This window comes from Flavobacterium anhuiense, from assembly GCF_050990855.1.
Lineage (GTDB): Bacteria > Bacteroidota > Bacteroidia > Flavobacteriales > Flavobacteriaceae > Flavobacterium > Flavobacterium anhuiense_C.
Genome location: NZ_CP158861.1, coordinates 1,675,504 through 1,701,325, shown reverse-complemented (window position 1 = coordinate 1,701,325; position 25,822 = coordinate 1,675,504). Strand labels below are relative to the sequence as shown.

General features: G+C 34.8%; 13 protein-coding genes. 5 read left to right on the top strand and 8 right to left on the bottom strand.

Annotated features, from left to right (window positions below; genetic code table 11):
- Window positions 1–145: 145 nt before the first annotated feature.
- The 6 genes from ABTV69_RS07600 to ABTV69_RS07575 form a co-directional block, all read right to left on the bottom strand.
- Window positions 146–1,021, bottom strand: coding sequence for a hypothetical protein (locus tag ABTV69_RS07600; RefSeq protein WP_433835068.1), 876 nt, complete (start codon window positions 1,019–1,021; stop codon window positions 146–148).
- A gap of 29 nt (window positions 1,022–1,050) precedes the next feature.
- Window positions 1,051–2,559, bottom strand: a complete 1,509-nt coding sequence (locus tag ABTV69_RS07595) for a RagB/SusD family nutrient uptake outer membrane protein (RefSeq protein WP_433835067.1) — start codon at window positions 2,557–2,559, stop codon at window positions 1,051–1,053.
- A 14-nt stretch (window positions 2,560–2,573) separates the two neighbouring features.
- The gene (locus ABTV69_RS07590; RefSeq protein WP_433835064.1) at window positions 2,574–5,684 is read right to left on the bottom strand and encodes a SusC/RagA family TonB-linked outer membrane protein; all 3,111 of its coding nucleotides are present in this window, start codon (window positions 5,682–5,684) and stop codon (window positions 2,574–2,576) included.
- A gap of 994 nt (window positions 5,685–6,678) precedes the next feature.
- Complete coding sequence (locus tag ABTV69_RS07585) at window positions 6,679–7,470, bottom strand: hypothetical protein (RefSeq protein ID WP_433835062.1); 792 nt, start codon at window positions 7,468–7,470, stop codon at window positions 6,679–6,681.
- A gap of 29 nt (window positions 7,471–7,499) precedes the next feature.
- Window positions 7,500–9,209 (bottom strand): RagB/SusD family nutrient uptake outer membrane protein, encoded by a 1,710-nt coding sequence (locus ABTV69_RS07580; protein WP_433835060.1) that lies wholly within the window; start codon window positions 9,207–9,209, stop codon window positions 7,500–7,502.
- 17 nt (window positions 9,210–9,226) lie between these two features.
- Complete coding sequence (locus ABTV69_RS07575) at window positions 9,227–12,457, bottom strand: SusC/RagA family TonB-linked outer membrane protein (RefSeq protein WP_433835058.1); 3,231 nt, start codon at window positions 12,455–12,457, stop codon at window positions 9,227–9,229.
- 344 nt (window positions 12,458–12,801) lie between these two features.
- Here ABTV69_RS07575 and ABTV69_RS07570 point away from each other — a divergent pair, with 344 nt between their 5' ends.
- Entirely contained in the window at window positions 12,802–15,681 is a 2,880-nt protein-coding gene (locus tag ABTV69_RS07570; RefSeq protein ID WP_433835056.1) for a triple tyrosine motif-containing protein, read from the top strand.
- 33 nt (window positions 15,682–15,714) lie between these two features.
- Here ABTV69_RS07570 and ABTV69_RS07565 read toward each other — a convergent pair whose 3' ends face one another.
- Together ABTV69_RS07565 and gldJ are read right to left on the bottom strand one after the other, a co-directional pair.
- A complete protein-coding gene (locus ABTV69_RS07565; RefSeq protein ID WP_433835054.1) occupies window positions 15,715–17,001 on the bottom strand; it encodes a UDP-N-acetylmuramoyl-tripeptide--D-alanyl-D-alanine ligase in 1,287 nt (428 codons plus the stop codon).
- Window positions 17,002–17,118: 117 nt separating this feature from the next.
- A complete protein-coding gene (gldJ, locus tag ABTV69_RS07560) occupies window positions 17,119–18,804 on the bottom strand; it encodes a gliding motility lipoprotein GldJ (protein WP_433836683.1) in 1,686 nt (561 codons plus the stop codon).
- 212 nt (window positions 18,805–19,016) lie between these two features.
- Between gldJ and porU the strand changes: the two genes are divergently transcribed.
- The 4 genes from porU to pdhA all read left to right on the top strand — a co-directional run bounded on the left by porU (window position 19,017) and on the right by pdhA (window position 25,820).
- Entirely contained in the window at window positions 19,017–22,853 is a 3,837-nt protein-coding gene (gene porU / locus ABTV69_RS07555) for a type IX secretion system sortase PorU (protein ID WP_433835052.1), read from the top strand.
- 41 nt (window positions 22,854–22,894) lie between these two features.
- Entirely contained in the window at window positions 22,895–24,100 is a 1,206-nt protein-coding gene (gene porV, locus ABTV69_RS07550) for a type IX secretion system outer membrane channel protein PorV (RefSeq protein WP_433835050.1), read from the top strand.
- Between the two features lie 79 nt (window positions 24,101–24,179).
- The gene (gene cdd, locus ABTV69_RS07545; protein WP_433835048.1) at window positions 24,180–24,662 is read left to right on the top strand and encodes a cytidine deaminase; all 483 of its coding nucleotides are present in this window, start codon (window positions 24,180–24,182) and stop codon (window positions 24,660–24,662) included.
- 159 nt (window positions 24,663–24,821) lie between these two features.
- Complete coding sequence (gene pdhA / locus ABTV69_RS07540; RefSeq protein WP_433835046.1) at window positions 24,822–25,820, top strand: pyruvate dehydrogenase (acetyl-transferring) E1 component subunit alpha; 999 nt, start codon at window positions 24,822–24,824, stop codon at window positions 25,818–25,820.
- Window positions 25,821–25,822 lie beyond the last annotated feature (2 nt).

Below are 25,822 nucleotides of genomic sequence, written 5' to 3'. Positions count from 1 at the left end.
TTCTAATTATTATGTTTTTAAATTGAAGTTTAGAAGAAATCAAAAAACGAGTTCTACCCTTTTGAAGGATTTAAAAAATAGCCCATACTCATAATGATTATGGGCTATTTACAACCAAACTTAAACTTAAACTTAACTTAACTTTTTATTTTCCTCTGAACTCAATTTTTGTAACAGTAATTGGTTCGTTACCAGTTGCATTACTTCCTGATCTAATTAAAAGATATATTGTTCCGCTTTCAGAGAATTTAACTACGTTAGAAACTGTATCTGTAGCTGCGTTTTTCTTACATCCAATTCCAGATAATTTTCCTGAAAACTTAGCTGTTCCACAACCATCCCAAGTACCAATACCCATCACTAAGTTGTCTTTATATTCAACACCTGGTTTTGGCACAGATTTACCAGCGTATACTTCAAAAAAGGTTTGATCTAAACCAGCAGGGCAAGAAACCGTCATATCGATAGTGTATTCTCTATCTTTTACAACTTCGATAGCTTGATAAATTCCTTCTTGAGCCCATCCGCCTGGAGAGTAAATTGTCGCACTTTTATTAGCAAAAGTCCAAAAAGCTGCACCAGATGGGCTTAATTGTGCACTAGTCCATTTAGCTACATCTGCAGCAGTTGCAAAAGTTCCGCCTTGCACTAAATTTCCTTTTGCAGGATCTGTTTGAGCTACTACGATTTGCTGAGAAGAAGTTGCCATTGCAGCTCCTGCTCCAATAGCTGTATGTGTAACTGTATAGGTTCCTGCATCTGGTAAGGAAATCACTTGATTCATTTTTCCAGGGCTAGCACCGTCACCCGTATCCCATTTTGAAGAAATAACTCCTACTGGTTGTGCCGTTAGAAGATAAGTATTCATAGCGCCTGCAACTGGTGTTATTGTAAACGAAGCATCAACATTTGTAGCAACAAGTGGATTCTCATTAACTTCTTCGCTACAGCTGTTTAGTGTTCCTAATGCTAAAGCTAGCATTAGGTATACACTTTTTCTAAAATATATATTTAGGTTCATTTCTTTTTGTTTTGGTTAATTAGTAAATACTATTGGTAGTTAGGATTTTGTTTCAATTTAGTACCGTTAAGTTCTGTGTACGGAATTGGGAAAATCTCATCTGTTCCAGCATCAAAACCTCTATCCGATAGTGCTGCTGCTGCATCTCCCCATCTAACTAAATCGAAAAATCTATGTCCTTCTCCAGCCAACTCCATTCTTCTTTCGTGTTTGATAGCTGCCAATGTTACAGGAACTGATGTTAATCCAACTCTAGCTCTTACCGCATCAAGTAAAGCTTGTGCTCTTGGTCCAGATCCTAAAGCTTCTGCTTCCATTAAGTAAGTATCTGCAAGTCTAATTACATAAGAGTTTTGTTTATAGTTCAGCTCTGAGTTACCTCCACCTGTACTTACATCTGACTGTCTTGGAAGATATTTGTTCAAGAAATATCCAGTATCTTGATAAGCCGGAATATAATCTGCCTTTCCTGCTGCTTTTAATGCTTTTAAATCCAAAATTGTAGCATCTTTACGTGGATCTCCCTGCATCGCATCATATAATTTTTGAGTTGGTACGTTGAAAGCCCATCCTGCTGGAAGATCTGGTGCATCTGAACCTTTTGGTCTAGAATATCCTCTAGGTCCAACCATGATGTTTAAAGAGTTTCCTTCGTCTTTACCACTTCCCCAGAATGTCCAATCTGAGTTACCAGCACTACTGTGAGATACTTCGATTAATGACTCTGCGTTAAATTTGTTTGATGTTACCCATAAATCATTATAGTCTTCCAACAATTCATTACCGTATTGGTTTACAGCTCCTGGAGTTCCATTAACTTCAGCCAAAACTGCTGCTGCCTGAGGTTTTTTACCTTCATACAAATAGACTTTTCCTAGAAGTGCTTGTGCAGCTCCTTTGTTAAATCTTCCAGCTTCTGTCTTTGGATCAACCGTATTTGGTAAAGATGCAATTGCTTCTGTTAAATCTTTTTCTATTTGAGCATAAATTACCTCTGGTGCAACTTGCTCCGGATTATAGATCGTTTCTGTAGATAATGGTTCTAAAACTAATGCAAGGTTTTTGAACAATCTTACTAAATTGAAATAGTAAAATGCACGTAAAGTTTTAGCTTCTGCTGCAAATCTGCTTCTAACCGCATCGTTCATTGAAGCAGCTGGTAACTTTACTAATAAAAGATTTGCTCTAGAAATACCTTGATAATGATCGTTCCAATAACTTGCAGGAATAGTAACTGAAGAAAGTGAATGTGTAGAGAAATTTTGAATTCCTGTTCCATCTGTTGAACTACCTCCACCAGCATAAAAATCATCAGAACCAGCATTTAGCATTGCTACTAAATTTTCAAAACCTCCTGTGTTTTTTCTCAACGGATCATAAACTCCAACTAAAGCAGCGTAACACTGTTGTTCATTAGAAAAGTATGTACTTGTATCAAATTTCCCTTCTGGATTTGTGGTCACAAAATCTTCAGAGCAAGATCCTAGAATGACCATTGCTACAGCCACATATATATATTTAAATTTTATCGTTTTCATGATTCTTTAATTTATTAAAATTGAACGTTAGCTCCCAACAAAATAGATCTTGCTTGCGGATAAACTCCTTTGTCTATACCAAAAACTTGGCCTCCAATTTCTGGATCATATCCAGTGTATTTTGTAAAAGTGATTAAGTTTTCTCCTGTTACGTAAAAGCGTAATTTATCTGCTCCAATTTTAGATGATAAACTAACTGGCATTGTATATCCAAGAGTTACTACTTTTAAGCGTAAGTAATTTCCATCTTCCAAGTAAAAATCAGACATGTTAGTGTAGTTTTTATTCGGGTCGTTGTTTGTCAATCTTGGGTAATCGTTTGAAGTTCCTTCTCCAACCCAACGCTCTAAAACTTTAGTTTGGTAATTTGCATTTAAAACATCTAATCTTCTTAAACCTTGGAAAATTTTGCTTCCTGCAGCTCCTTGAGTAAATGCCATAAAGTCAAAGTTTTTGTAGTCTAAGTTTACTGTGAAACCAAAAGTATATTTAGGAATGTTTGTTCCTAAGAATTGTTTATCATCATCAGTAATAGCACCATCGCCATTAGAATCTACCCAACGAAAATCTCCAGGTCTAGCATTTGGCTGAATTAAACCTCCATTCGCGTTTTTGTATGCTGCAACTTCAGCTTCATTTTGGAAAATTCCAGCTGTTTTATATCCGTAGAATTCGTTAAATGAATGTCCTACTTGAGTTCTAGTTACAGGCCCCATAGATTGGAAACTAGCATCTCCCACAATGAAATTAGTAGATGAACCCACGTAAGTAATTTCGTTTTTCAAGTACGCAAAGTTGGCGTTAACTCCTAAGTTGAAATCTCCAAGTCTTTTCTTGTATCCTAATTCAACCTCAAAACCACTATTGTCCATATCTGCAATATTTGCAGAAGGTGCGTCAGTAGCTCCAACATATCCAGGAATTACAACGTTTCTTAAGATTCCTTTTGTTGATTTTTTGTAGTAATCAAGTGTAAGAGAAAAATCATTAAATAATTTTGCATCAAGACCTACAGTAGTTTGAGATGTTTCTTCCCATCCTAAGTTAGCATTTGGCAAGGTAGAGTTTCCGTATCCAGTTGTAATACTTCCAGAATTTCCGATCGTGTAATTGTAACCACCAACAACTGTTGCTCTATATTTAAAATCTTCAATGTTATCGTTACCTACAACTCCGTAACCTCCACGGAATTTTAATGTATTTACAACTTCATTTTCTTTCCAGAAACCTTCTTTAGAAACTACCCATCCTAAAGAGAATGAAGGGAAAACCCCAAATTTATTGTTTTCTCCAAAACGAGTAGAACCGTCACGACGAACAATACCTGTAAAAAGATATTTCTCCATGTAATCGTAGTTGGCACGTAAAAACAACGAAGCCAATTTGTGCTCTACTTTATCGCTTGTTCTTGTAGTTCTGTCTGCTTGCGGGATATCAAAATTCCAAGAAGCATCTTTGTAGCTTGTAATTGGAAGACCGAACATTGTTGTTCCGATCGTACTACCAATATTTTCTACATAAGCACCTTGTCCAGCTAAAACGCTTACATTGTGATCTCCAAATTTGTTAGCATAAGATAATGTGTTTTCAAGAGTCCAAGAAAGCGATTTTTCATTGTTCTGATTATAATTATTTCTATCCGCCTTCATGTTTGGGTTTAAGAAGTTAACCGGAGTAAACATTTCGTTCCCCCAATATGCGATCTTACCACCAAGAGTAGTTCTAAATTTTAAGTGACTAGTAATGTTAGCCTCCAAATAAGCATTACCAACAAAATCATCTGACCAGTCAAATCCTCCTAATCTAGTTTGAGTATATGCTAGGGGATTTGTCATCTCTTGTTGCACTAAAGAAGAAATTCCGTAAGGATTACCATTTGCATCTCTAACAACATTTGGGTTTGTGTAATATCCTGTATTTGCTACATTAGGATCAGTAACCACTAATGGAGTAAGTGGATCTAAATTAACTGCAGAACTTAAAGGTCCACCAAATTCACTGTTTACGTTACCAATACCTTTCGTTTTTTGATGCGTGTATCCAAAAGTCTGTCCGAAAGTAAAATATTTGGAAATTTTGTGCGTAGAGTTTAATCTGAAGTTTTTCTTTGTGTAATTAGAAATATCAGTAGCCACGATACCTTCCTGATCTTGAATTCCGAATGAAGCATAGAAAGTAGATTTTTCACCACCCCCACTAATACTTAATTCGTGTGTATATCTGAAAGCAGAATTGTTAAAAATTGCATCTTGCCAATCTGTTCCTTTACCGAAGGCAGCTGGATTTGCATATTTAATAGCGCCACCATCGTTTAAAGATTTTTCATTCATAAGCGTTGCATACTGAGTAGCATTCAACATATCTAATCTTTTAGCTGGAGCGGAAACACCTGCAAAACCATTATAGTTAACAGAAATTTTTCCTGATTTTCCTTTTTTAGTAGTAACTAAAATAACCCCTGTAGCCGCACGAGTACCATAAATCGCAGCAGAAGCAGCGTCTTTAAGCACCTCGATAGATTCGATATCAGATTGATTGATAAAACCCACTGCACCAGCATCTATAGCAATACCGTCAACAACCCATAAAGGATCATTTCCACCTTCTCTAAAGGTTGTAATACCTCTTACACGAACTTTTGAAGCTGCACCCGGCTGTCCAGAAGTAGCTGCAACAGAAACCCCTGCTACTCTACCTTGTAAAGCTTGCTCAACTCTTCCGTTTGGCACTTTTTCAAGTTCAACAGCTTTTACGCTAGAAATAGCCCCCGTTACAACAGATTTCTTTTGAGTACCGTATCCAACAACTACAACCTCATTTAAAGATTGCGATTCTGGTTTTAATTGAATTGTAAGTTTCGTTCTTCCGTTTATCGCTTCTGTTACTGTAGTATAACCAATAAACGTAATTGTTAATGATCCATTTGAAGGCGCTTGAATCTGAAATTTTCCGTCAAAGTCTGACGCAGTAGATTTAGTTGTACCTTTTAATAAAACTGTTGCACCTGGAACAGGTAAACCATTTTCATCATTTATTATTCCATTTACTGTGACATCCTGAGCCACAGCCATAACCGAGAATAACAAAGATGAAATACAAAAAACAAGTAATTTTGTTAATTTCATTTTTCTAAAAATTTTGGTTAATTAATTAGTAATTTGATGCAATACTAAAACTAAATTTTCACTTTTCACATCCTTGAGTCATTACAAAAACACATCAAAAACAAAAAAAATATATTATAAAAACACATCAAAAAAAAAGCAACTATTTAATATACAGTTAATTATAAAAATTAATAATAGTACTAATGAAAAGTTAATTTTGTAAAATAACACTACACTATATTTTTAGAATAAATCTGAGGCAAAAATTAGTAAAACTACAACGTGGTAGTACTCATAAACACCACTTAAATCATTATTAAACAAATAATTACAACAGCAATACCTTGTTTTTTTTCAATTATAAAAAAAAAGAGAATATGATATTTTTACCCTACTTTTTTTACATTATTAATAATTATTTTTAACATAAGAAAAAACCTATTTTTAAAATATTTGAAAGAATTTATTTACTTTTAAAGATAAAAAAGCGTAGTATTTATGAAAGATAGCATCCCAAAAAAAGGGAAAAACGTCAAATTTTAACGCAAAATGACAAGAAGGATTCATTTTGACCTTAATCAACTTAATGATTACTTAATTTAAAGCATGCTCTTTTAATGATCTTAGCATTCAGCATATATCAAGAATGGCGAAACTAAATAAGGCCTAAAAAAAGCTGTAAGGTGTTCATTATAAAAAGCCTCCTAAATAGTACTCTAAATGAAACCAAAAAGAAGTAGACAGAAATATTAACAGAAATTGATTGATAAAATGCACTGTCAAGGATTTTAAATATATTTTACCATTAAACTTGCTCCTTTTCAATCTGAAATCAAGGCAAAAAAAATAGCCCATAATCGAAATTATGGGCTACCCAGGCAATAAACTTAACTTAAACTAACCATAGTTTAAATCTTTAATACACTTCATTTCCGTAACGAAGCATAAAAGGTTTGAAATTCGAAAAAGGAATCGTTAAGTCTTCCTTTTTCGAAATAACTAACACAAAATATTATTGAGGTTTGTAGACAAATGTCCAGCCAGTACCTGGATCCTTTAAACTTCTTGGCACATATAATACCAATTTATCTTCCGTAAGCGTAATAACATTATATTCATTGGCAGTGTTTCCAGCCTCATATCCTAAAATTTTGGAATTATTAATGAATAGTTTTTTATTAGCAATATCTAAAACAAAACTACCTTTTTCTGCAGCAGCAGTAGCATTCTGATAATGGTTATAATTTGCGGCTCCATTTAAATCAAAATGCATTTTGCCAGCAACGTCTAAAGGAGGGCAACAATCTCCTGCATTCCACCAAGCACTCATAGCAGAATCAGGATTATCCGGTGGAGACATAAACCAATAGAATGCTCCTGTACCAGCGGCACCATCGAATACCCATGTTTTACCAGCAGCAGTGTTGGTACTAACCAAATCATACCAATCCTGATCTAGCAGCGTATCAAGTCTATCAACTTGCACATCGATTGTTTTAGTAAAAAATTCGGCACCTAAGGTTCCTACAAATGTAAAAGTAGATTTACCTGGAATTGGATAAACAATAGTGACTTCATTAGTGAGTGCTTTTCCTAAATTATAATTCCAATAACCTGTAACGCCAGGGGTGTTCATGCTTAAGGTTATTTTGTTTCCTCCAGCAGGGTTTTGGCTGGATGTTAATTCAACTCCAGCTACGTCAGTAGAATTCTGTAAATGCTGTTCATCTACAATGGGGTCACATGCTGAAAAGGCCAGCATACAAACAGCAATTAGTAAATATTTTATATTGTGAATTTTCATCTTTATAATTATTTAATCGTTATTAAATATTACCAACCTGGATTTTGATTGTAAACTCCATTTAATAGTCTCATTTCGGTTTCAGGAATCGGAACCAAACCTTTAGTTTCCGTTCTGTATTTAACGCTATAACTAGCATCGACACCAGAGTTTCTAACCTGAATTACGTCATTAAATGCTGTATCAACATCTCCCCAACGAATTAAGTCGAACCAGTGCAGCCCCTCGAAGGCTAATTCATGTAAACGCTCTGCCTTTATATTTTCAAGAGAATATGGCTCAGCAGGCAATTTAGCTCTTGCTCTTACGACATTCATTCCGTCAGGCGTTTTAGTAATTTCAGAATGCATCAACAATACATCGGCAAAACGCATGAATATAAAGTCTTGCGCATGCATTAACTGCATATCTGCATTTGGCCAAGCATACATCTGAACAAACATACCTTTATTGGTTCCAGTTCCATCATCATGCTGAAGCGAAGTGTATTTTTTATTAAAATATCCTGTTTCGTGATCTCCTTTGTCTTTTGCATAACCAGCTGTTCCTTGGTCTGCTCTACCTACTTCAAGAATAGAACCTCTTTTTCTAGGATCAGTATCATCCCAACCGCTGTATAATTTTGGATTTACTGTACACCATCCCCAGCCTTCGCCAAAAGGAACCAATGAATTTCCGCGCAATGAATTAAATAAAGCAAGTCTGTTGGTATAAATATTACCATTTGTCCAGTTCCAGTCACCAAAAGAAAATCTTTGGACAAACATGGTTTCTAAGTTGCCCGTTCCAAATGTTGGGGCAATGCCATCTTGACCAACCCAAGCCAAACCTTCTGCTGCTGCCCAAGGCAATACTGTATTTTTACCAGCGCTTTTATTTATATAAGAATATGGCCAAAGATTTCTAAAATCTGACACTAATTTATGTCCACTATTATTGATACAGTCATCCAAATAACTTGCAACTTGTGTTCCTGTCACAGAACCTCCACCTGCCAATGGCAAATCTGTTGTAGCCTGTTTTTCCATGTTGCTCATATATCCGGTGTAAAACAAAAATACGCGCCCCATATAAGCCTCTGCAACCCACTTATTAGCATGTCCATATCTAGAAGTTGGTATGCTTGGAAAAGGAGTTGAAGGCATAGTTTCGATAGCAAGCTTTAAGTCAGATGCAATTTGAGCAAAAGTCTCTGTATAACTAGATCTTGCTACTAGCCTATCATCATCATATTTTATAATAAGTGGAACGCCTCCAAAAAATTTAGCCAACCTAAAATAAAAGAAAGCCCTCATAAACAAAGCTTCACCTAGAGCTTGTTTTTTAAACTCATCCGCTTCTTGCGGTGTATTAAAATGCTTAGAAAAATCTGCATCCGGAACTTTTTCTATAATGGCATTAGCTCTCGAAATACCATTATAAGATTGTTTCCACATATCGCGATACGTATCTTCAGCAGGATCTTCAAAATTATCTACCCATTTTGCAGATTTATCATCAGGACCTCCTCCACCAAACATCATATTATCCATAAGGTTGGCGGCAACTTGTTCTTCACTATGAACATTCGCGGTATAGATGGCATTATAAACCCCAGCCATTGCCTCATCTATATCTGTTGGAGTTTTATAAAAATTATCTAAACTCTTTTCTGAAAGATTCTCCGTATCTAGCACATCACTACAGCCTGACACTGCAAAAATTGCAGAAATTGCTATTATATATCTTAGTTTTTTCATTGTCAATGTTTTTAATATTAAAAGTCAGCACTTAATCCAAACATTACTGTTCTAGATTGCGGATATAAACCTAAATCTACTCCGGAAGCCCATGAAGCAGTTGTATTATCTCCTGACCAACGAACCTCTGGATCCATTCCATCGTATTTGGTAAAAGTGTACAAGTTATTTACAGCAACATAGAATTTAAGGTTGGAGATAAACTTAATATCTTTCAATAATTCGTTAAAATTATACCCTACAGTTAAATTATTAATTCTTAAGTAATCAGCATCTTGCATGTAGATATCCGAGATATAATTTGTATTTCTGTTTGATACCGAACTTAAACGAGGCATTTTGTTTGAAGTTCCTTCTCCATGCCAACGATTAAAAACATCAGAAGTATAGTTTTGTTTCGGGCTATCCGCAAATGATCTGTATGATTGCATTATCTGCATTCCATACTTTCCTGCCAATGTAGAATTCAAGTAAATATTTTTGTACTCAAAGTTTAACTGGATTCCTAATTGGAAGTTTGCATTCGGATCTCCCAATATTACTTTATCTTTTTCATCAATTACACCGTCGTTATTTTGATCCACAAAACGAACATCTCCAGGACGCTGATCATTAAAATAAGGCTGACCTGTAGGCCCTACATAGGCATCAACTTCTTGTTGGTTTTGCAAAATTCCAGCTGTTTTAAAACCATAGAAAGCTCCGATTGGATAACCTACTTGTGCTCTCGAAATTTCTGATGTTCCTTGTGAAAGTACGTGTGCAGGTCCATTAATAATACCGTTACCGTTATCAACTCTAGTAACTTTGTTTTTATTAAAAGCACCACTTACAGTTAGTCCATATTTAAAATCTCCGATTTTATCTTTCCAAGATACAGAAACTTCAAAACCTTTATTCTCAATATCTCCAGCATTTTTATATGGATCATCTGCACCAGCAGTTCCTGGATACTGTGCTTTAACCAACCAGTCTATTGTTGTTTTCTTATACCAGTCAAATGTTATTCCTAATCTTGAATTAAATAAACTTGCATCTAATCCTAAATCTAACTGCTCAGAAGTTTCCCAACCCACATCTGGATTTGGTACTGAAGCAGGATAGGCAGTCTGCCCAGAAACTGGTTTAGTGTCGCCAAAAAAGTAGCCTGGGAAAGCATATTTTATACTTGAAGTATAATAAAAAGCATAATCGGTATGTTGATTACCATTTTGCCCCCAGCTTGCTCTTAACTTTAAAAAGTCAAGATATTTTGAAGTGCCCGCCATAAAATCTTCTTTACTAATTACCCATCCTGCAGCCACTGAAGGGAAATTTCCATATTGATGGCCTTTACCAAAATTAGAAGAACCGTCTCGACGTATAATTGCAGAAAGAAGGTATTTTTCTTTATAATCGTACTGTGCACGAGCAAAATAAGACATAATTGCGCCTCCACCAGCTGCTTTATCAAAACCTGTGGTATTGATATCTGCAACAGATCCAGGACTTTTTGTATTGTTTAAATAAGCATATTTTGGATCATTTGGAAACAATAGTCCGTTTCTAGAACCATAAACATCATTTTCGACAATTCTTTGCCATAACTCTGTACCGATCACAGCGTTAATATTATGATTTCCAATTTGTTTTTGATAGGAAAGAGTATTAGTCCAAGTTGAATTTGCTCCAAAATACTGAGACTGAGTTGCTCCATCAACTGCATCGTTATAAAGCACTCCTAAATGGTATGTCGGATTCATCGTTCTGTTGTAGCCAAACCAGGAATCAATTCCATAAACCGATTTAAATCTCAAGTTAGAAATTGGCTCAATCTCTACAAAGACGTTTCCGATAATCTTATGATCCTTTGGATAATTGTAATTACTTCTATAATACATAACTGCCAAAGGATTGGTTTGATTCGGAGATAAAAGATCTAACGTTGGCGTGAAACCATATTCGTTAATATTTCTATCAATCGCAGGCTGCCAGTATGCAGGCTGTAATGGGTTTTGAGTAAGTGCATTGTGCAAGTCATTACCATAGATATTTCCGTTTGACACATCTCTTTTTTGAATGTTGGTGTACGTCAAGTTTTCTCCAATCGTAATGATATTATGGCTTTCATTCTTTTTTAAAACCATTTGCGTATTTAATCTGGTCGTTAATCTTTTATATCCAGCATCTACAATATTACCGCCTAAAATACCATCTTGATCAAAATACGAAACTCCAAATGAATACGTAATATCCTCAGTTCCCCCAGTAATGTTAATTGAATGATTTACAACGGGAGCATCTTTTTTAGACATTTCATTGATCCAATTTGTTCCAGTCCAACCGTTTTGAAGTTTATTCCAAATCTCTTCTCCAAGCTGCGTTCCTGCTCCCGGATAATTTCTTTCCAACCAATCGTTAGTAGTTATCATCGTTTTCCAATCATTAGGTGCTAGACCATCATTGACTCTTCCTTCGTCCATGATGTACATATACTCCTGCGCGTTTAATGGATCCAGATTTTTGTAGATGTTCTGAATTCCAAAATAAGTATCATAAGAAATTCTTGCTGGTTTTCCTTTTCGTCCTTTTACAGTAGTTACCAAAACCACTCCATTAGCAGCTCTAGAACCATAAATCGCAGCAGATGCTGCATCTTTAAGAACGTCGATAGATTCGATATCAGAAGGATTTAAGTAATCTATATCTCCAACAGTTACACCATCTACAACATACAACGGGTTAGAATTTCCGATTGTACCAATACCACGAATAACCACTTTTGTACCCGCTCCTGGCGAACCACTATTTCTTGTGATACTAATACCTGGTGCAATACCTTGAAGAGCCTCCATGGCAGATCCTGTATTTAATTCTTGAAGCGTTTCTCCTTTTAAGTTTGTAGAAGCACCCGTAATCAAAGCTTTCTTTTGTGTTCCGTACCCGATAACTACAACTTCGTTCAAACTTTGAGAAACAGCTTTCATTGCAATAGTAAGCTTTGTTCGTCCGTTTACTGCTTCATTTACAGTTTCAAAACCAACAAAACTGATTGTCAAAGTTCCATTTGAAGGAACACTAATCTGAAATTTCCCATCAAAGTCAGATGCAGTTGCTTTATTGGTTCCCTTTACTAATACCGTCGCACCTGGGACGGGCAATCCACTTTCGTCATTAATGATTCCATTTACTGTCACATCCTGAGCAAATGTGGCAATAGAAAACAGTAAAGACGAAACACAAAAAACAAGTAATTTTGTCAATTTCATTTTTCTAAAAATTTTGGTTAATTAATTAGTAATTCAATGCAATGTTAACGTTAAATTTCAATAAATTCAGATTAAAATTCTTTACAAAAACACTTCAAAGTAAATTTTAACACACTACAAAAACACAACATTTATCTTTTAAGTTATTAATTTACTGTATATTAAATTTTAGAAAAAATTGTTATAAAAATGTTAATTAAAAAAAACGTATATTACATTAGCATAACAGTCGATATTGTGCTATAAATTAAAAAAAATTCAAAAAATAAGATTTATTCTAATTGATAAATCAACAATTTTAAATCAAAATAAATCATTTCTAACAAAAATATATTTAAAATTTTATGAAATCCATAGTTAGGTATTTTACACTAATTTTATTATTTTTCTTACAAATAAACGGGTTTACACAAGTAAAAAATATTGGAATTCCTGATATCAAAAATTACAAAAGATCAGAATATAAAGGTGGAACTCAAAATTGGAGTATTGATCAAGATAAAAACGGAAATATATATTTTGCAAACAATAGCGGTTTAATTCAATTTGACGGCTCAAACTGGCATAAATACGCTTTACCAAACAAATCTGAGATTAGAAGTTTGAAAATTGATGCTATTGGCAGGATATTCGTTGGAGGAAATAACGAATTTGGATATTTTAAAAACGACGGAAAGGGAATTCTGAAATACCATTCTCTGTATAATCTCTTAAGTCCAATAGACAAAGAAAACATCAATCTGATTTGGAGAATTCATATTTTTAACGGGGAAGTTATTTTTCAATCTTTTAGCAAGGTGTTTTTCCTGAAAAACGAAAAAGTCACTACACTTACTGCTCCACACAAATTTCAGTTTTCATTTTTAGTCAATAATCGTCTTTATTTTCAAGATAAAACACTGGGCGTACTTGAATACAAAAACAGAAAACTTACTGCAATAAAAGGCACTACGGCATTTAATGACAAAGAGATTTGGTCGCTATTTCCGCTATCAAACAATAAATTATTATATGCCACTTTAGAAAAAGGTCTTTTTGTTTCAGAAAATGGCATCATTAAGCCCTGGGCAACCGAGGCCAACGAGTTTATCAAGAAAAACACTTCTCTAGGCGGTTCCATTATAAAAAATAGATTTATAATACTAAACTCCGTTCTAGATGGCGCTATTATCTGCGATTTAAACGGAAAGATAATACAGCACCTTAATCGTCAAAAGGGAATTCAAAACAATACTATTTTAGCTTCTTTTGTTGACAATAAAAGCAATATTTGGCTCGGATTGGACAATGGAATTACTTTTATAAATGAAAATTCTCCTTTCTCCTTTTTTGATTATAGCTATAATATTGGTACCGTATATGCCTCTACAATGCATAACGGAAATCTTTATGTCGCAACAAACCAAGGATTATTTTATCATCCATGGGGCGCAACATTTAAAGACAGTCCGTTTTCAAGAGTAGAGGGAACAATTTCCCAAGTCTGGAATATTCAAGTTTTAAATGACGTATTAATATGTGCCAGTAACAGCGGCGCACTAATTATCGAAAACAATAGAGTATCAAAAATTCTTGACAACAAAGGTTATTTTGGATTCAAGAAAATACCAGATCACGAAAATTATATAATCGGTGAAAGCTATAATGGCTTCTCCGTATTTAAACGATCTGCAACAGGATACGATTACTTACATCAAGTTAAGGGCTTTGATGAAACAACCAACAATTTTTCCGTAGAAATAGACGCTAATTATTTATGGTTAAAGAAAAACCCATTTTTATACCAAGTAAAATTATCTGAAGATTTACAACGTTTCGATTTTATAAAAAAACACGTAAATATATCCGAAAAGTACAAGGGCATCAACAGTCTTCAAAATATTAACGGTAAAGTTTATTTTCAAGTAAAAAACCATTTTTATCGTTATTCTGTTGAGCAAGAAGCTTTTTTTGAAGATCGAAAAATAACCAACTTATTCAACGGAATCCCAACGATTAATACCTTAATTGAAGATCCTAGCGGAAATCTTTGGTATACATTTAATGAATCTCTTGGCGTATTAATTAAAAACAAAAATGGAACATTTACCAAGAAACAAGCAATTTTCTCGAATTTAACAGGCAATTTGGTAAATAATTATATATCTGTGAATGCGATAAATCCGCAAAATATTTTTATAGGATTAACAGATCGATTGGCACATTACAACTCGACCATACCAAACACTTTCATGACAAAACCAAAAGCTTTTATTGAAAGCTTTTCGAATCCTGGAGATACTATTTTAACAGGCAATTTGGCCAATAAACTAGAGTCATATAGCATTCCATACAAATACAATCGCGTTAAATTCACTTTTGCATCGCCTACATACGAAAATCAAGAAAACGTAATGTATTCCTATAAATTAGAACCGTTTGAAGAAAATTGGCGTGGCTGGTCGTCTACAGCGATAAAGGAATACACTAACTTAAGAGAAGGTAATTATGTGATGAAACTAAAAGCTAGAAACAGCTATGGCATAGAATCGAATATAACAGAAGTTGAATTCACCGTATCTCCGCCTTGGTACAGACACTTTTTAGCCTATTTGTTCTATTTAATACTGATTTTACTTGGCGCTTACATTATCTCGGTTAGAATTAAACTTAAGATTAGAAAAAATAGATATTACGAAACCATCGAACAAAGAAGATTGTATCTTGAAAAGGAGTCAAAAATCAGGCATGAACAGCATGATTTGGAAAAAGAAATCGAGAAGCTGAAAAATGACAAATTACAAATTAAAATCTTAGCAAAAGATAAAGAACTCGTAAACAATTCTTTGCAAGTAGTAAAAAAGAACAAAGTTTTGAATGGAATTATTCATAAATTGAAAGACATTGATACCGGAATATTAGACGAAACAACCAAAGCCGAGTTTAGCAAACTGCACAAAAGCATAGTAAAAGAAGTAAACACGGATAAAAGCTGGAAAGACTTGGAAAAACACATTAAAAATGTGCATTTTGAATTCTTGAAACGATTAAAAGGACAATATCCAACTATTTCTCCTAGAGAATTAGATTTATCGACTTATTTACTGATGAATATGTCTACTAAAGAAATAGCAGAAATTATGAACATTTCAACTGGCGGAGTCGAATTGGCTCGCTACCGTTTAAGAAAGAAATTAGGACTTAATAAAAAAGAAAATCTAATTGGGTTTTTAATGACCATTTAAAAGCAAAGCCATTCAAATTGAATGGCTTTGCTTTTATACAATGTATTCTAAAGTTCGCTCCAAGGCCATACCTCGAGATCCTTTTATCAATATCATATTAGCGTCAAATCTGAAATCTTTTAAAAACAAAGCAAAAGCATCGAAGGTCTCAAAAAACTGAATATTTTCATTTGAAATCTTGTTAGCAAAAAAAGCTTTACCAATCAGAAAACATAAAGCCTGTTTTTGATCTGCCAAAGAATCGATTATTACTTTATGCTCGTGAAGGCTTTCGCCTCCTAATTCAAACATATCACCAAGAATCATAATCTTGTTTTGCTTATCTAATTGCAGGAAATTAGTAATCGCAACAGCCATACTGCTAGGATTCGCATTATAAGCATCTAAAATGATTTCATTTGAACCTTTTTGTATCATTTGCGATCTATTGTTTGCCGGAATATAATTCTCAATAGCCTCCTTTATATCGCTTTCTTTTACATCAAAATATTTCCCAATTGCTGTAGCAGCATTTATATTATTAGCATTATACAATCCAATTAAATGAGATTCAATCGCAAAATCATTATATTCAATCGCTACAAAAGGATTTGCTGTAATGTTTTGAATATTTAAATCTGCATTTTCTTTTTTTACACCAAAAGTAAACGCTTTAATTCCTTTCGATTTCTCAATCTGAATTGGATCTTCCAGATTTACAAAAACCGTTTTTTGGTTTGCCGAAAGATATTGGTACATTTCACTTTTACCTGCAATTACACCTTCTACACCTCCAAAACCCTCCAAATGCGCTTTACCGAAATTAGTTATATAACCAAAATCTGGTTGCGCGATTTGACACAAAAATTCGATTTCTTTTTGATGATTGGCTCCCATTTCAACAATTCCTATCTCGGTTTCCTTCGTAAAAGAAAGTAACGTCAATGGGACGCCAATATGATTATTTAAATTGCCAATCGTTGCTTTTGTCTTAAACTTTTTTGACAACACAACATTAATTAATTCTTTTGTCGTTGTTTTACCATTACTTCCAGTTAAAGCAACAATTGGAAGCGCCAGATAAGCACGGTGAAATTTTGCCAATTCCTGAAGCGTTTCCAAGCTGTTTTCTACTAAAATAGTTCTGTTGTCAACAAGGTAAGATTCGTTGTCAATAATAACAAACAGAGCTCCTAAATCTAACGCTTCTTTAGCAAATGTATTGGCATCAAAATTCTCGCCCTTAATCGCAAAAAACATCGAATTCTTTTCGATTTTTCTTGTATCAATAGACAGAGAACTGCACTGTAAAAACAAGTTATGAATGTCTTGAATATTCATTTATATTTTTTTTAATAAGTCATAAAAATAGAAAAAAAACAATAAAAAAATTCCAAATTCCAGACTGAATATTCAGTGTATGGAATTTGGAATTTTTAATATTATAATTCCTAAATCTTAGTTTCTAGGAGATTTTCTTTTTTCAGCTTTAGAACCTACTCTAGACATTGCACATCTGAAACCAATGTAATCAGTTGCCATATCTTGAGGGAAGTATCTTCTTTGAGCTGGATCTAACCAGTAAGCTCTATCTCTCCAAGAACCTCCTTTGTAAACTCTTACTTTGTCATCGATTAAAGTAGTACGCTTACTAGAGTTATCATATTTTCTGATCATTTTTCCTAAACTATCTGTTGTTACATTGTGTTTAGGAGAGTTGTACATTGCCTGATCTGCTTTAGATCCAGACTCTGAATCACCAAAATCAAAATATCTAGAAGATTGTTTATCACCATCTCTATAGTTGATATTGTTACTTTGGCTAAAGTTTTGTCTTAAATACGTTTCTTGTTCATCAACTGGCACTTGAGCAATTTCTCCTGGAAGATTTCTTGCAATAACTTTACCGTTGCTTAACGTATCATATTTAATGTTAGAAGTAGAAACGATTTCTAACTTACCATCTTTACCGATTTTGTTTTTAGCATATTGGTTACCTCTAAAATAGTTGAAATCATTTGCTTCATTATCGATAATAGGTCTATATACGTCAGCTACCCATTCTGCAACGTTTCCTGCCATATCATAAAGACCGAAATCGTTTGGTGCATAACTTTTCACTTCATTTGTAATATCAGCTCCGTCATCTGACCAACCTGCAATTCCACCGTAATCACCGTTTCCTTGTTTAAAGTTAGCCAATTGGTCACCTTTGTTTTTACGTTTATTAGAACGTGTATAATCTCCAGACCAAGGGTATTTCTTTTGTCCTTTATAAATGTTGTATTCTCTTTGTCCAACGTCTGCAGCTGCTGCATATTCCCATTCTGCTTCAGTAGGAAGTCTGTATTCTGGCAAAATTATACCAGAAGAACGCTGAGCATATACGTTTTGAACTTCAGGAACTACACCGTCTTTTCCAGCTCTAGGCTTTCTTCCTGTTGGATTTTTTTGCAATACAATTTCTTCGCTTCCTCCACGAGAAGTACTAGGAGACATTAAGTATGCTTCTGTGTTAAATGCATTCTCAGCATTTACATCATTTGTTTTTGCACCTTTTTTAAGATATCCGTTTTTCTCTAAAACAGCCTCGTTTACACGGTCTGTTCTCCATTTACTAAATTCAACTGCTTGAATCCAGTTAACACCAACTACAGGATAGTTAGCATAAGAAGGGTGTCTTAAATAGTTATTAGTCATCGTTTCGTTGTATCCTAAACGATTTCTCCATACTAAGGTATCAGGAGAGGCTCCTTCGTAAATATTTTTGTAATTTTCTTCTGTTGGTGGAAAAACTTTCTTTAACCACTCTAGGTATTCTAAGTACATACCGTTCGTAACTTCGGTTTCATCCATATAGAATGATTGAACGTGCTGTTGAGTCGGCGTGTTATTCCAATCGTGCATAACATCATCCTGTACTTTACCCATAGTAAACGTACCTCCTTCAACAAAAACCAATCCAGGACCAGCCTGTTGTTTTTTACCTGCATTTCTGGCAGCAGTTCCATTCTGACTATCTACATCCCAGCCTGTAGCTCTAGAAGCATGGCTCGAACTCGATTTTTTGCTACAACTAGCCGTGCCCAACATCAATACCATTGACATCATTAACTGCAAGACTACAATTTTGTTTACTTTCATACTCATTCTTAGGTGATAAATTTAGGTGCTGCAATATAATAATTAACATTTAATTGGCAACATCTGTTCTAATAATTTTATTTAGCTGTTTTTTCCAGAAAATAACCTTTAGTTACGAACGCAAAAATATACTTTTTATTATTTACTGTAACATGAAATACTATATTTTTACTTACTAATTATTTTTTAATTAAATTTCGGTTTTTTAACTCATGAAACAAGTAATTCTTATCTCTCTTTTCCTAATTCCAATTCTCTCGTTTTCCCAGATAAATGGGACCTTAACGATAGATTGGCAGAGCAAAAAAGAGGTAAATTATGGCGAAAATAAAATTATAATTCCATACTTCTCGGGAAGCAGTTTTCGCTTCGACATTACAAAAAAAAGCATAACATTGCTCCAAAATCTAAATCAGTCGAATATCTCAAACGGCAGTACAGTACAAATTAGCAATGTCATCTATGAGTCTATTTCAAGAGCTGATTTAGGAGATTTAACACTTGAGACCATCCCTGAAAAACCAAATGAAGCTATAATAGTTACTAATGCACGAGATATAAGATACGCTTTCCTTTCTTTGTCCCCTATAATCAAGGAAGGAAATAGCTACAAACGCATCCAATCACTTTCTTACTTTATTGGCAACACAACAGCACGAACAACATCTTCCTCTACATTTCAAAAATCGGCAGCTATTTCAAATTCTATCTTAGCCTCGGGAGATTGGTATCGCTTTTACATCCAAAAATCAGGTGTTTACAGAATAAACAAGTCTTTTCTGCAAAGTTTAGGGTTCGATCCTTCTAAAACTGACCCACGAAGAATTAAAATATATGGAAACGGAGGAAGAATGCTCCCTCTTCCCAATAACGAATATTACCCTGATGATTTAACCGAAAATGCCATCCAAATAATTGGTGAAAATGACGGCATTTTCAACAATGAAGACTATATTCTTTTTTATGCTGAAGGAACAGATAATTGGAATTCTGAAAACCAGACTAACTTAAATCTATATGACACCAAGTCGTACTATTATATTACAGCTTCTGGAGATAACGGAAAACGAATTCAAAACCTAAATCAGCCTATAGGAAATAGCACTTTAGAGTTAAACACGTTTGATGACTATCAATACCACGAAATTGACCAAACCAATATTGTTCATCTTGGCCGTCAATGGCTCGGAGAATCGTTTGATATCAATCAGGAACAAGAATTTTCGTTTAATTTCCCGAATCTTGACGCTACTATCCCTGTCAAAATAGAGGCAAGCTTCGCATCCGCTTCTTTTACGACTACTTCTTTTACGGTAGTGGCAAATGGGCAAAATACTGGCTCTATAAGTTTTCCAGCTTTAATAGCAAATTCAGACACAAAATACGCTACTGGAAAATTACCAGCAAATACCCAATTTACAGGAACAGACAACATCAAAATAAAAATTACCTATAATAATAATGGTGTCCCTGGATCAAAAGGTTACTTAGATTATATCAATCTTACGGCGAAACGTAAACTTTTAGGAACAGGCAAACAATTCCATTTTCAATACAATGCTGCGGGCTCTACAGCCGGAATCGCTAATTACACGGTCGGAAACGCATCTGCAATAACCCAAGTATGGGATATAACAGACCTATATAATATAGGTAAAATCGAAAATTCCAATCAAGCTTCTTTTAGTTTTAAAGCCAATTTGGGAGAAGTTAGAAAATATATCGCAATAGACCCTTCTGATTATTATGCTCCATTAAAAGAAAATCAATCAAAAATTGCCAATCAGAATTTAAAAGGAACCATTTTCAGAAACAACCAAAGCTCTTTTCAAGATATTGATTATGTCATTATAACGCCAAAATCTTTAGCTTCTCAAGCTGAAAGATTAGCTAGTTTCCACAGAACAAATTCCAATTTAAATGTAAAAGTGATTGCATTAGAAAATATCTATCAAGAATTTTCTTCCGGCAAACAAGATATCGCAGCTATTAGAAATTGCATCAAATACATTTATGACAATGCCTCTTCACCAGAAAAAAGAGTACGCTATGTAAATTTATTTGGAGATGCCTCGTTTGATTATAAAGATCGAATCTCAAACAATACTAATATTGTACCTATATATCAATCACTAATAAGTAATACTGTTGGCGAAGCTTCTTTTGCTTCTGATGATTTCTACGGACTAATGGATTCTAACGAAGGCGTCATCATCCCGTCTCTTGCCGGAATTGATATAGCCGTGGGAAGAATGTTGGTTTCAGACATTGCCCAAGCGCAAGAAATGGTCAACAAAGTCTTTGAATATTACGACACAAAATCATACGGGAATTGGAGAAACAATGTCGTTTTAATTAGCGACGATTCCGACAAACCTGGCGATCAGACTTTACAAGCAAATCAAAATGCACTTGCAGATCAAATTGCAACTGAAAAACCTTTTTTCAATATAGACAAAATATTTCTAGATGCCTACACACAAGAAGCTTCTGCCGGCGGATCCCGATATCCTAAAGCAAGAACTGACTTTTTTAACGCTTTTGAAAAAGGCGCTTTGATATTCAACTATTTAGGTCATGGTGGGGAGGACGGCTTAGCCAGCGAACGAATTTGGGAAAAATCGGATGGACAAAATCTTACCAATCAATACAAATACCCATTATTCATCACCATTACTTGTGAGTTTTCACGTTTTGACGACCCTACTAGACCAACTGCCGGAGAATATGTCTTTTGGAATCCAAAAGGAGGCGCTATTTCAATGCTGACAACAATTCGAGAAATCGGACAGACCAACGCAGAAGACTTTAACAAAACCCTTAGCAAAAATCTCCTTTCTTACGGATCAAATCAATACAACAGTATTGCAGAATCTTTACGAATATCCAAAAACGAAAATCCAAGTTCTTCCAGCAATGTTGTCTTTTATTTAGGCGACCCTGCCTTAATGCTTGCTATTTCTAAACCTCGAATTAATTTAACAAAAGTAAACGACATTGTGATTTCGCAAGCGATTCCTGATTTAAAATCGCTATCAAAAATCAAAATTTCAGGAGAAATCACAGACGAAAACAACAATCTATTAAGCAATTACAATGGAGAACTGGCTACCGCTATTTTTGATAAATTAATCACCAATACAACTTTAAACAACGACGGATTTAGCCCGCCAATGCAATTTAAAACGCTAGGAGAAACCATTTTTAGAGGAAATGCATCTGTTACCAATGGCCAATTTGAATTTAGCTTTGTAGTTCCAAGAGACATTAGAATTCCCGTTGACAACGGAAGAATTAGTTTTTACTCCAAAAAAAATGAAGCATTGGAAAATCAAACCGGTTACAACAATACAATAAAAATTGGAGGAATTAACGAAAATGCACCTCAAGACAATATAAGTCCAAAAGTGAAGTTATATATGAACGACGAAACTTTTGTTTCGGGTGGAATCACAAACGAATCGCCATTTCTTTTGGCTTTTTTAGAAGATGAAAACGGAATTAATACAGCAAGCGGAATCGGGCATGACATTGTCGCTATTTTAGATGGAGATGTTAGTAATCCTTATATTTTGAACGATTATTATCAGACAAAATTAGATGATTACACTAACGGAAATTTACGTTTCCCATTTCGAAATTTAGCACCTGGACTGCACACCATAAGTTTTACTGCTTGGGATGTTTACAACAATCCCGTTACGAGTGAAATCCAATTTACGGTTGTAGGAGATGATTCCTTAACATTATCGCACGTTCTTAATTACCCAAATCCATTTTCAACTTATACGCAATTCTGGTTTTCACACAACAGACCATATGAACCTTTAGACGTACAAGTGCAGGTAATGACCATTACAGGAAAAGTGGTCTGGACAAAAAATCAAAGCATTACAACAGAAGGATTTTTATCAAGAGAAATAACATGGGATGGAAGAGACGATTTTGGCGACAGAATCGGAAAAGGAGTGTATATTTACAAACTGACTGTAAAATCTAATTTAACAAATAAAAAAGCAGAAAAATACGAAAAGCTTGTCATCCTATAATATTATATATATTTGCACCACCAAAAACATTAGTCCCATAAATGAAAAAACTATCACTTTTATTAATTTGTATTTTTAGCATTTACAATTCAAAGGCTCAAGAGTCAAGACCAATTGTTACCGGAGTACCTTTTTTACTAGTCGCTGCTGATGCTAGAGCAGCTGGTTTGGCCGACCAAGGTGTCGCCACTTCTGCTGACGTTTTCTCGCAACAATGGAATCCTGCCAAATATGCATTTTCTGAAGATGCGCAGGGTCTTTCTATTAGCTACACTCCTTATTTAACCGATCTTGCCAATGATATTTCATTAGGACAGATTACGTATTACAACAAAATCAACGAAAAAAGTGCTTTTGCAGGAAGTTTTCGCTATTTTGGATTTGGAGATATCGAATTAAGAACTACCGGAGATCCAACTGAAGCCACAAGAACAGTTTCACCAAATGAATTTGCACTAGACGGTTCTTATTCGCTTAAGTTAAGTGAAAAATTCTCGATGGCTGTTGCGGGTCGTTTTATCAATTCAAACTTAAAAGTCGCTTCAGAAGAAGTTGATGCTACGTCTGCAAGATCTTTTGCTGTTGATGTCGCTGCTTTCTATCAATCTGAAGAAATTGCTTATCAAGATTTTAATGGGAGATGGAGAGCTGGAGTTAACTTCCAGAACATGGGACCAAAAATCAGCTACGATAACGACGACATCAGTTCAAACTTCTTACCTGCAAATTTAAGATTAGGTGGAGGATTTGATTTTATTTTTGATGATTACAACAAACTTACCTTAAGCGCTGAGATCACCAAGCTTTTAGTTCCAACCCCTCCAGGCATCCAAGCCGCTGTTGACGGAAACGGTGATGGCGATTTTGATGATCCTGAAGACATCACGCAACAACAAGCTACAGATGCCGCTTATAGAAATTACAACGATATTGGCTGGTTTGAAGGTATGTTCAAATCATTTGGTGATGCTCCAGGAGGTTTTAGCGAAGAAATGAAAGAGGTAACTTATAGCATTGCGGGAGAATACATGTATCAAGATGCTTTTGCTTTCCGTTTAGGATATTACCACGAAAGCCCAGAAAAAGGAGCTAAACAATTTTTCTCTTTAGGAGCAGGATTTAAATACAACATCATGAAAATAGATGTTTCGTACTTATTCTCAGCATCAAAAATAAAAAATCCTTTAGAAAACACACTTCGTTTCTCTTTAACGTTTAACTTTGGTGACAAATACGACAATTACTAAAGAGAAAAGATCAAATAAAAACAATTTAATCCAAATTCCAGCATTTTAGGAATTTGGATTTTTTTTCCCTTAAAAACAGATGAAAGAAATCAATATAACATCTTCATTTACAACATTTGATAGTTTAAATGAACTTCCAGCCGAAATTCAGGATTTAATGAATCAAGCTGTAGAAATCAGAAAAAAAGCCTATGCCCCTTATTCACGATTCAGAGTTGGAGCCGCTTTACTCTTAGATAACGGACAAATTATTTTAGGCTCTAATCAAGAAAATGCCGCATATCCGTCGGGACTTTGCGCAGAAAGAACCGCTATTTTTTATGCAGGAAGTGCCTATCCAGAAGCAAAAATCTTAAAAATGGCAATTACAGCTGCTTCTGACACCAATCAAACTACCGCTCCTATTCCACCTTGCGGATCTTGCCGACAATCAATAGCCGAATATGAGATAAAACAAGACAGCCCAATCGAAATCTATTTTATGGGAGAAATTGGCGAAGTTTATAAATCATCTTCATTAAAAAATTTGCTTCCATTGATGTTTGATAAAAAGTTCTTGTAAAAAAAAACCAAAAAGTAGCGTTTAAATTTTAGTTCTTAAATGTAATGTCTTATTTTTGCATCCCGACCTTTCGGGCGCAAATTTGTGGGAGGAAACTATTTTGCGTTACAGGCACAATAATCGATAACACAAACAACTTTAGCAAAAGAAAGAATTCAGATGAAAGAAGTTACAAAAGAGGTATATTTAAAGTGGTATGAAGACATGCTACTTTGGAGAAAGTTTGAAGACAAACTTGCAGCGTTATACATCCAACAAAAAGTTAGAGGTTTTCTACACTTATATAATGGTCAGGAAGCTGTATTAGCAGGTGCATTGCACGCTATGGATTTGACCAAAGATAAAATGATTACTGCTTACAGAAACCACGTTCAACCAATTGGTATGGGAGTGGATCCTAGAAACGTAATGGCAGAACTTTTAGGAAAAGCGACAGGAACTTCTAAAGGTATGGGAGGTTCTATGCACATTTTCTCTAAAGAACATGGTTTTTACGGAGGACACGGAATTGTAGGTGCTCAAATTCCTGTGGGAGCTGGTATTGCTTTCGCAGATAAATATTTCAACACTGGCGGTGTTACTATGACTTACTTTGGTGACGGTGCTGCTAGACAAGGTTCTTTACACGAAGCTTTCAACATGGCTATGTTATGGAAACTTCCAGTTGTATTTATCGTTGAAAATAACGGTTATGCAATGGGAACTTCTGTAGAAAGAACTGCAAACCACACTGACATCTGGAAATTAGGTTTAGGCTACGAAATGCCTTGCGGACCTGTTGACGGAATGAACCCTGTAAAAGTTGCTGAAGCTATGCACGAAGCTATCGAAAGAGCGCGTCGTGGAGATGGGCCAACTTTCCTTGAAATGAAAACGTACCGTTACAGAGGACACTCTATGTCTGATGCACAATTATACCGTTCTAAAGAAGAGGTTGAAGAGTACAAAAAAATTGACCCAATTACTCAAGTTCTTGATGTAATCTTGGATCAAAAATATGCTACAGAAGAAGAAATTGAAGTAATTGACCAAAGAGTTAAGGACTTAGTTGAAGAATGTCAAAAATTTGCTGAAGAATCTCCTTATCCAGATTTACAGCAGTTATACGATGTAGTATACGCACAAGAAGACTATCCATTTACACCTCATAAACTATAACA

Coding starts and splice junctions, on each gene's coding strand:
- ABTV69_RS07600 (WP_433835068.1), bottom strand. CDS start 1,021: ATGAACCTAAATATATATTTTAGAAAAAGTGTATACCTAATGCTAGCT.
- ABTV69_RS07595 (WP_433835067.1), bottom strand. CDS start 2,559: ATGAAAACGATAAAATTTAAATATATATATGTGGCTGTAGCAATGGTC.
- ABTV69_RS07590 (WP_433835064.1), bottom strand. CDS start 5,684: ATGAAATTAACAAAATTACTTGTTTTTTGTATTTCATCTTTGTTATTC.
- ABTV69_RS07585 (WP_433835062.1), bottom strand. CDS start 7,470: ATGAAAATTCACAATATAAAATATTTACTAATTGCTGTTTGTATGCTG.
- ABTV69_RS07580 (WP_433835060.1), bottom strand. CDS start 9,209: ATGAAAAAACTAAGATATATAATAGCAATTTCTGCAATTTTTGCAGTG.
- ABTV69_RS07575 (WP_433835058.1), bottom strand. CDS start 12,457: ATGAAATTGACAAAATTACTTGTTTTTTGTGTTTCGTCTTTACTGTTT.
- ABTV69_RS07570 (WP_433835056.1), top strand. CDS start 12,802: ATGAAATCCATAGTTAGGTATTTTACACTAATTTTATTATTTTTCTTA.
- ABTV69_RS07565 (WP_433835054.1), bottom strand. CDS start 17,001: ATGAATATTCAAGACATTCATAACTTGTTTTTACAGTGCAGTTCTCTG.
- gldJ (WP_433836683.1), bottom strand. CDS start 18,804: ATGAAAGTAAACAAAATTGTAGTCTTGCAGTTAATGATGTCAATGGTA.
- porU (WP_433835052.1), top strand. CDS start 19,017: ATGAAACAAGTAATTCTTATCTCTCTTTTCCTAATTCCAATTCTCTCG.
- porV (WP_433835050.1), top strand. CDS start 22,895: ATGAAAAAACTATCACTTTTATTAATTTGTATTTTTAGCATTTACAAT.
- cdd (WP_433835048.1), top strand. CDS start 24,180: ATGAAAGAAATCAATATAACATCTTCATTTACAACATTTGATAGTTTA.
- pdhA (WP_433835046.1), top strand. CDS start 24,822: ATGAAAGAAGTTACAAAAGAGGTATATTTAAAGTGGTATGAAGACATG.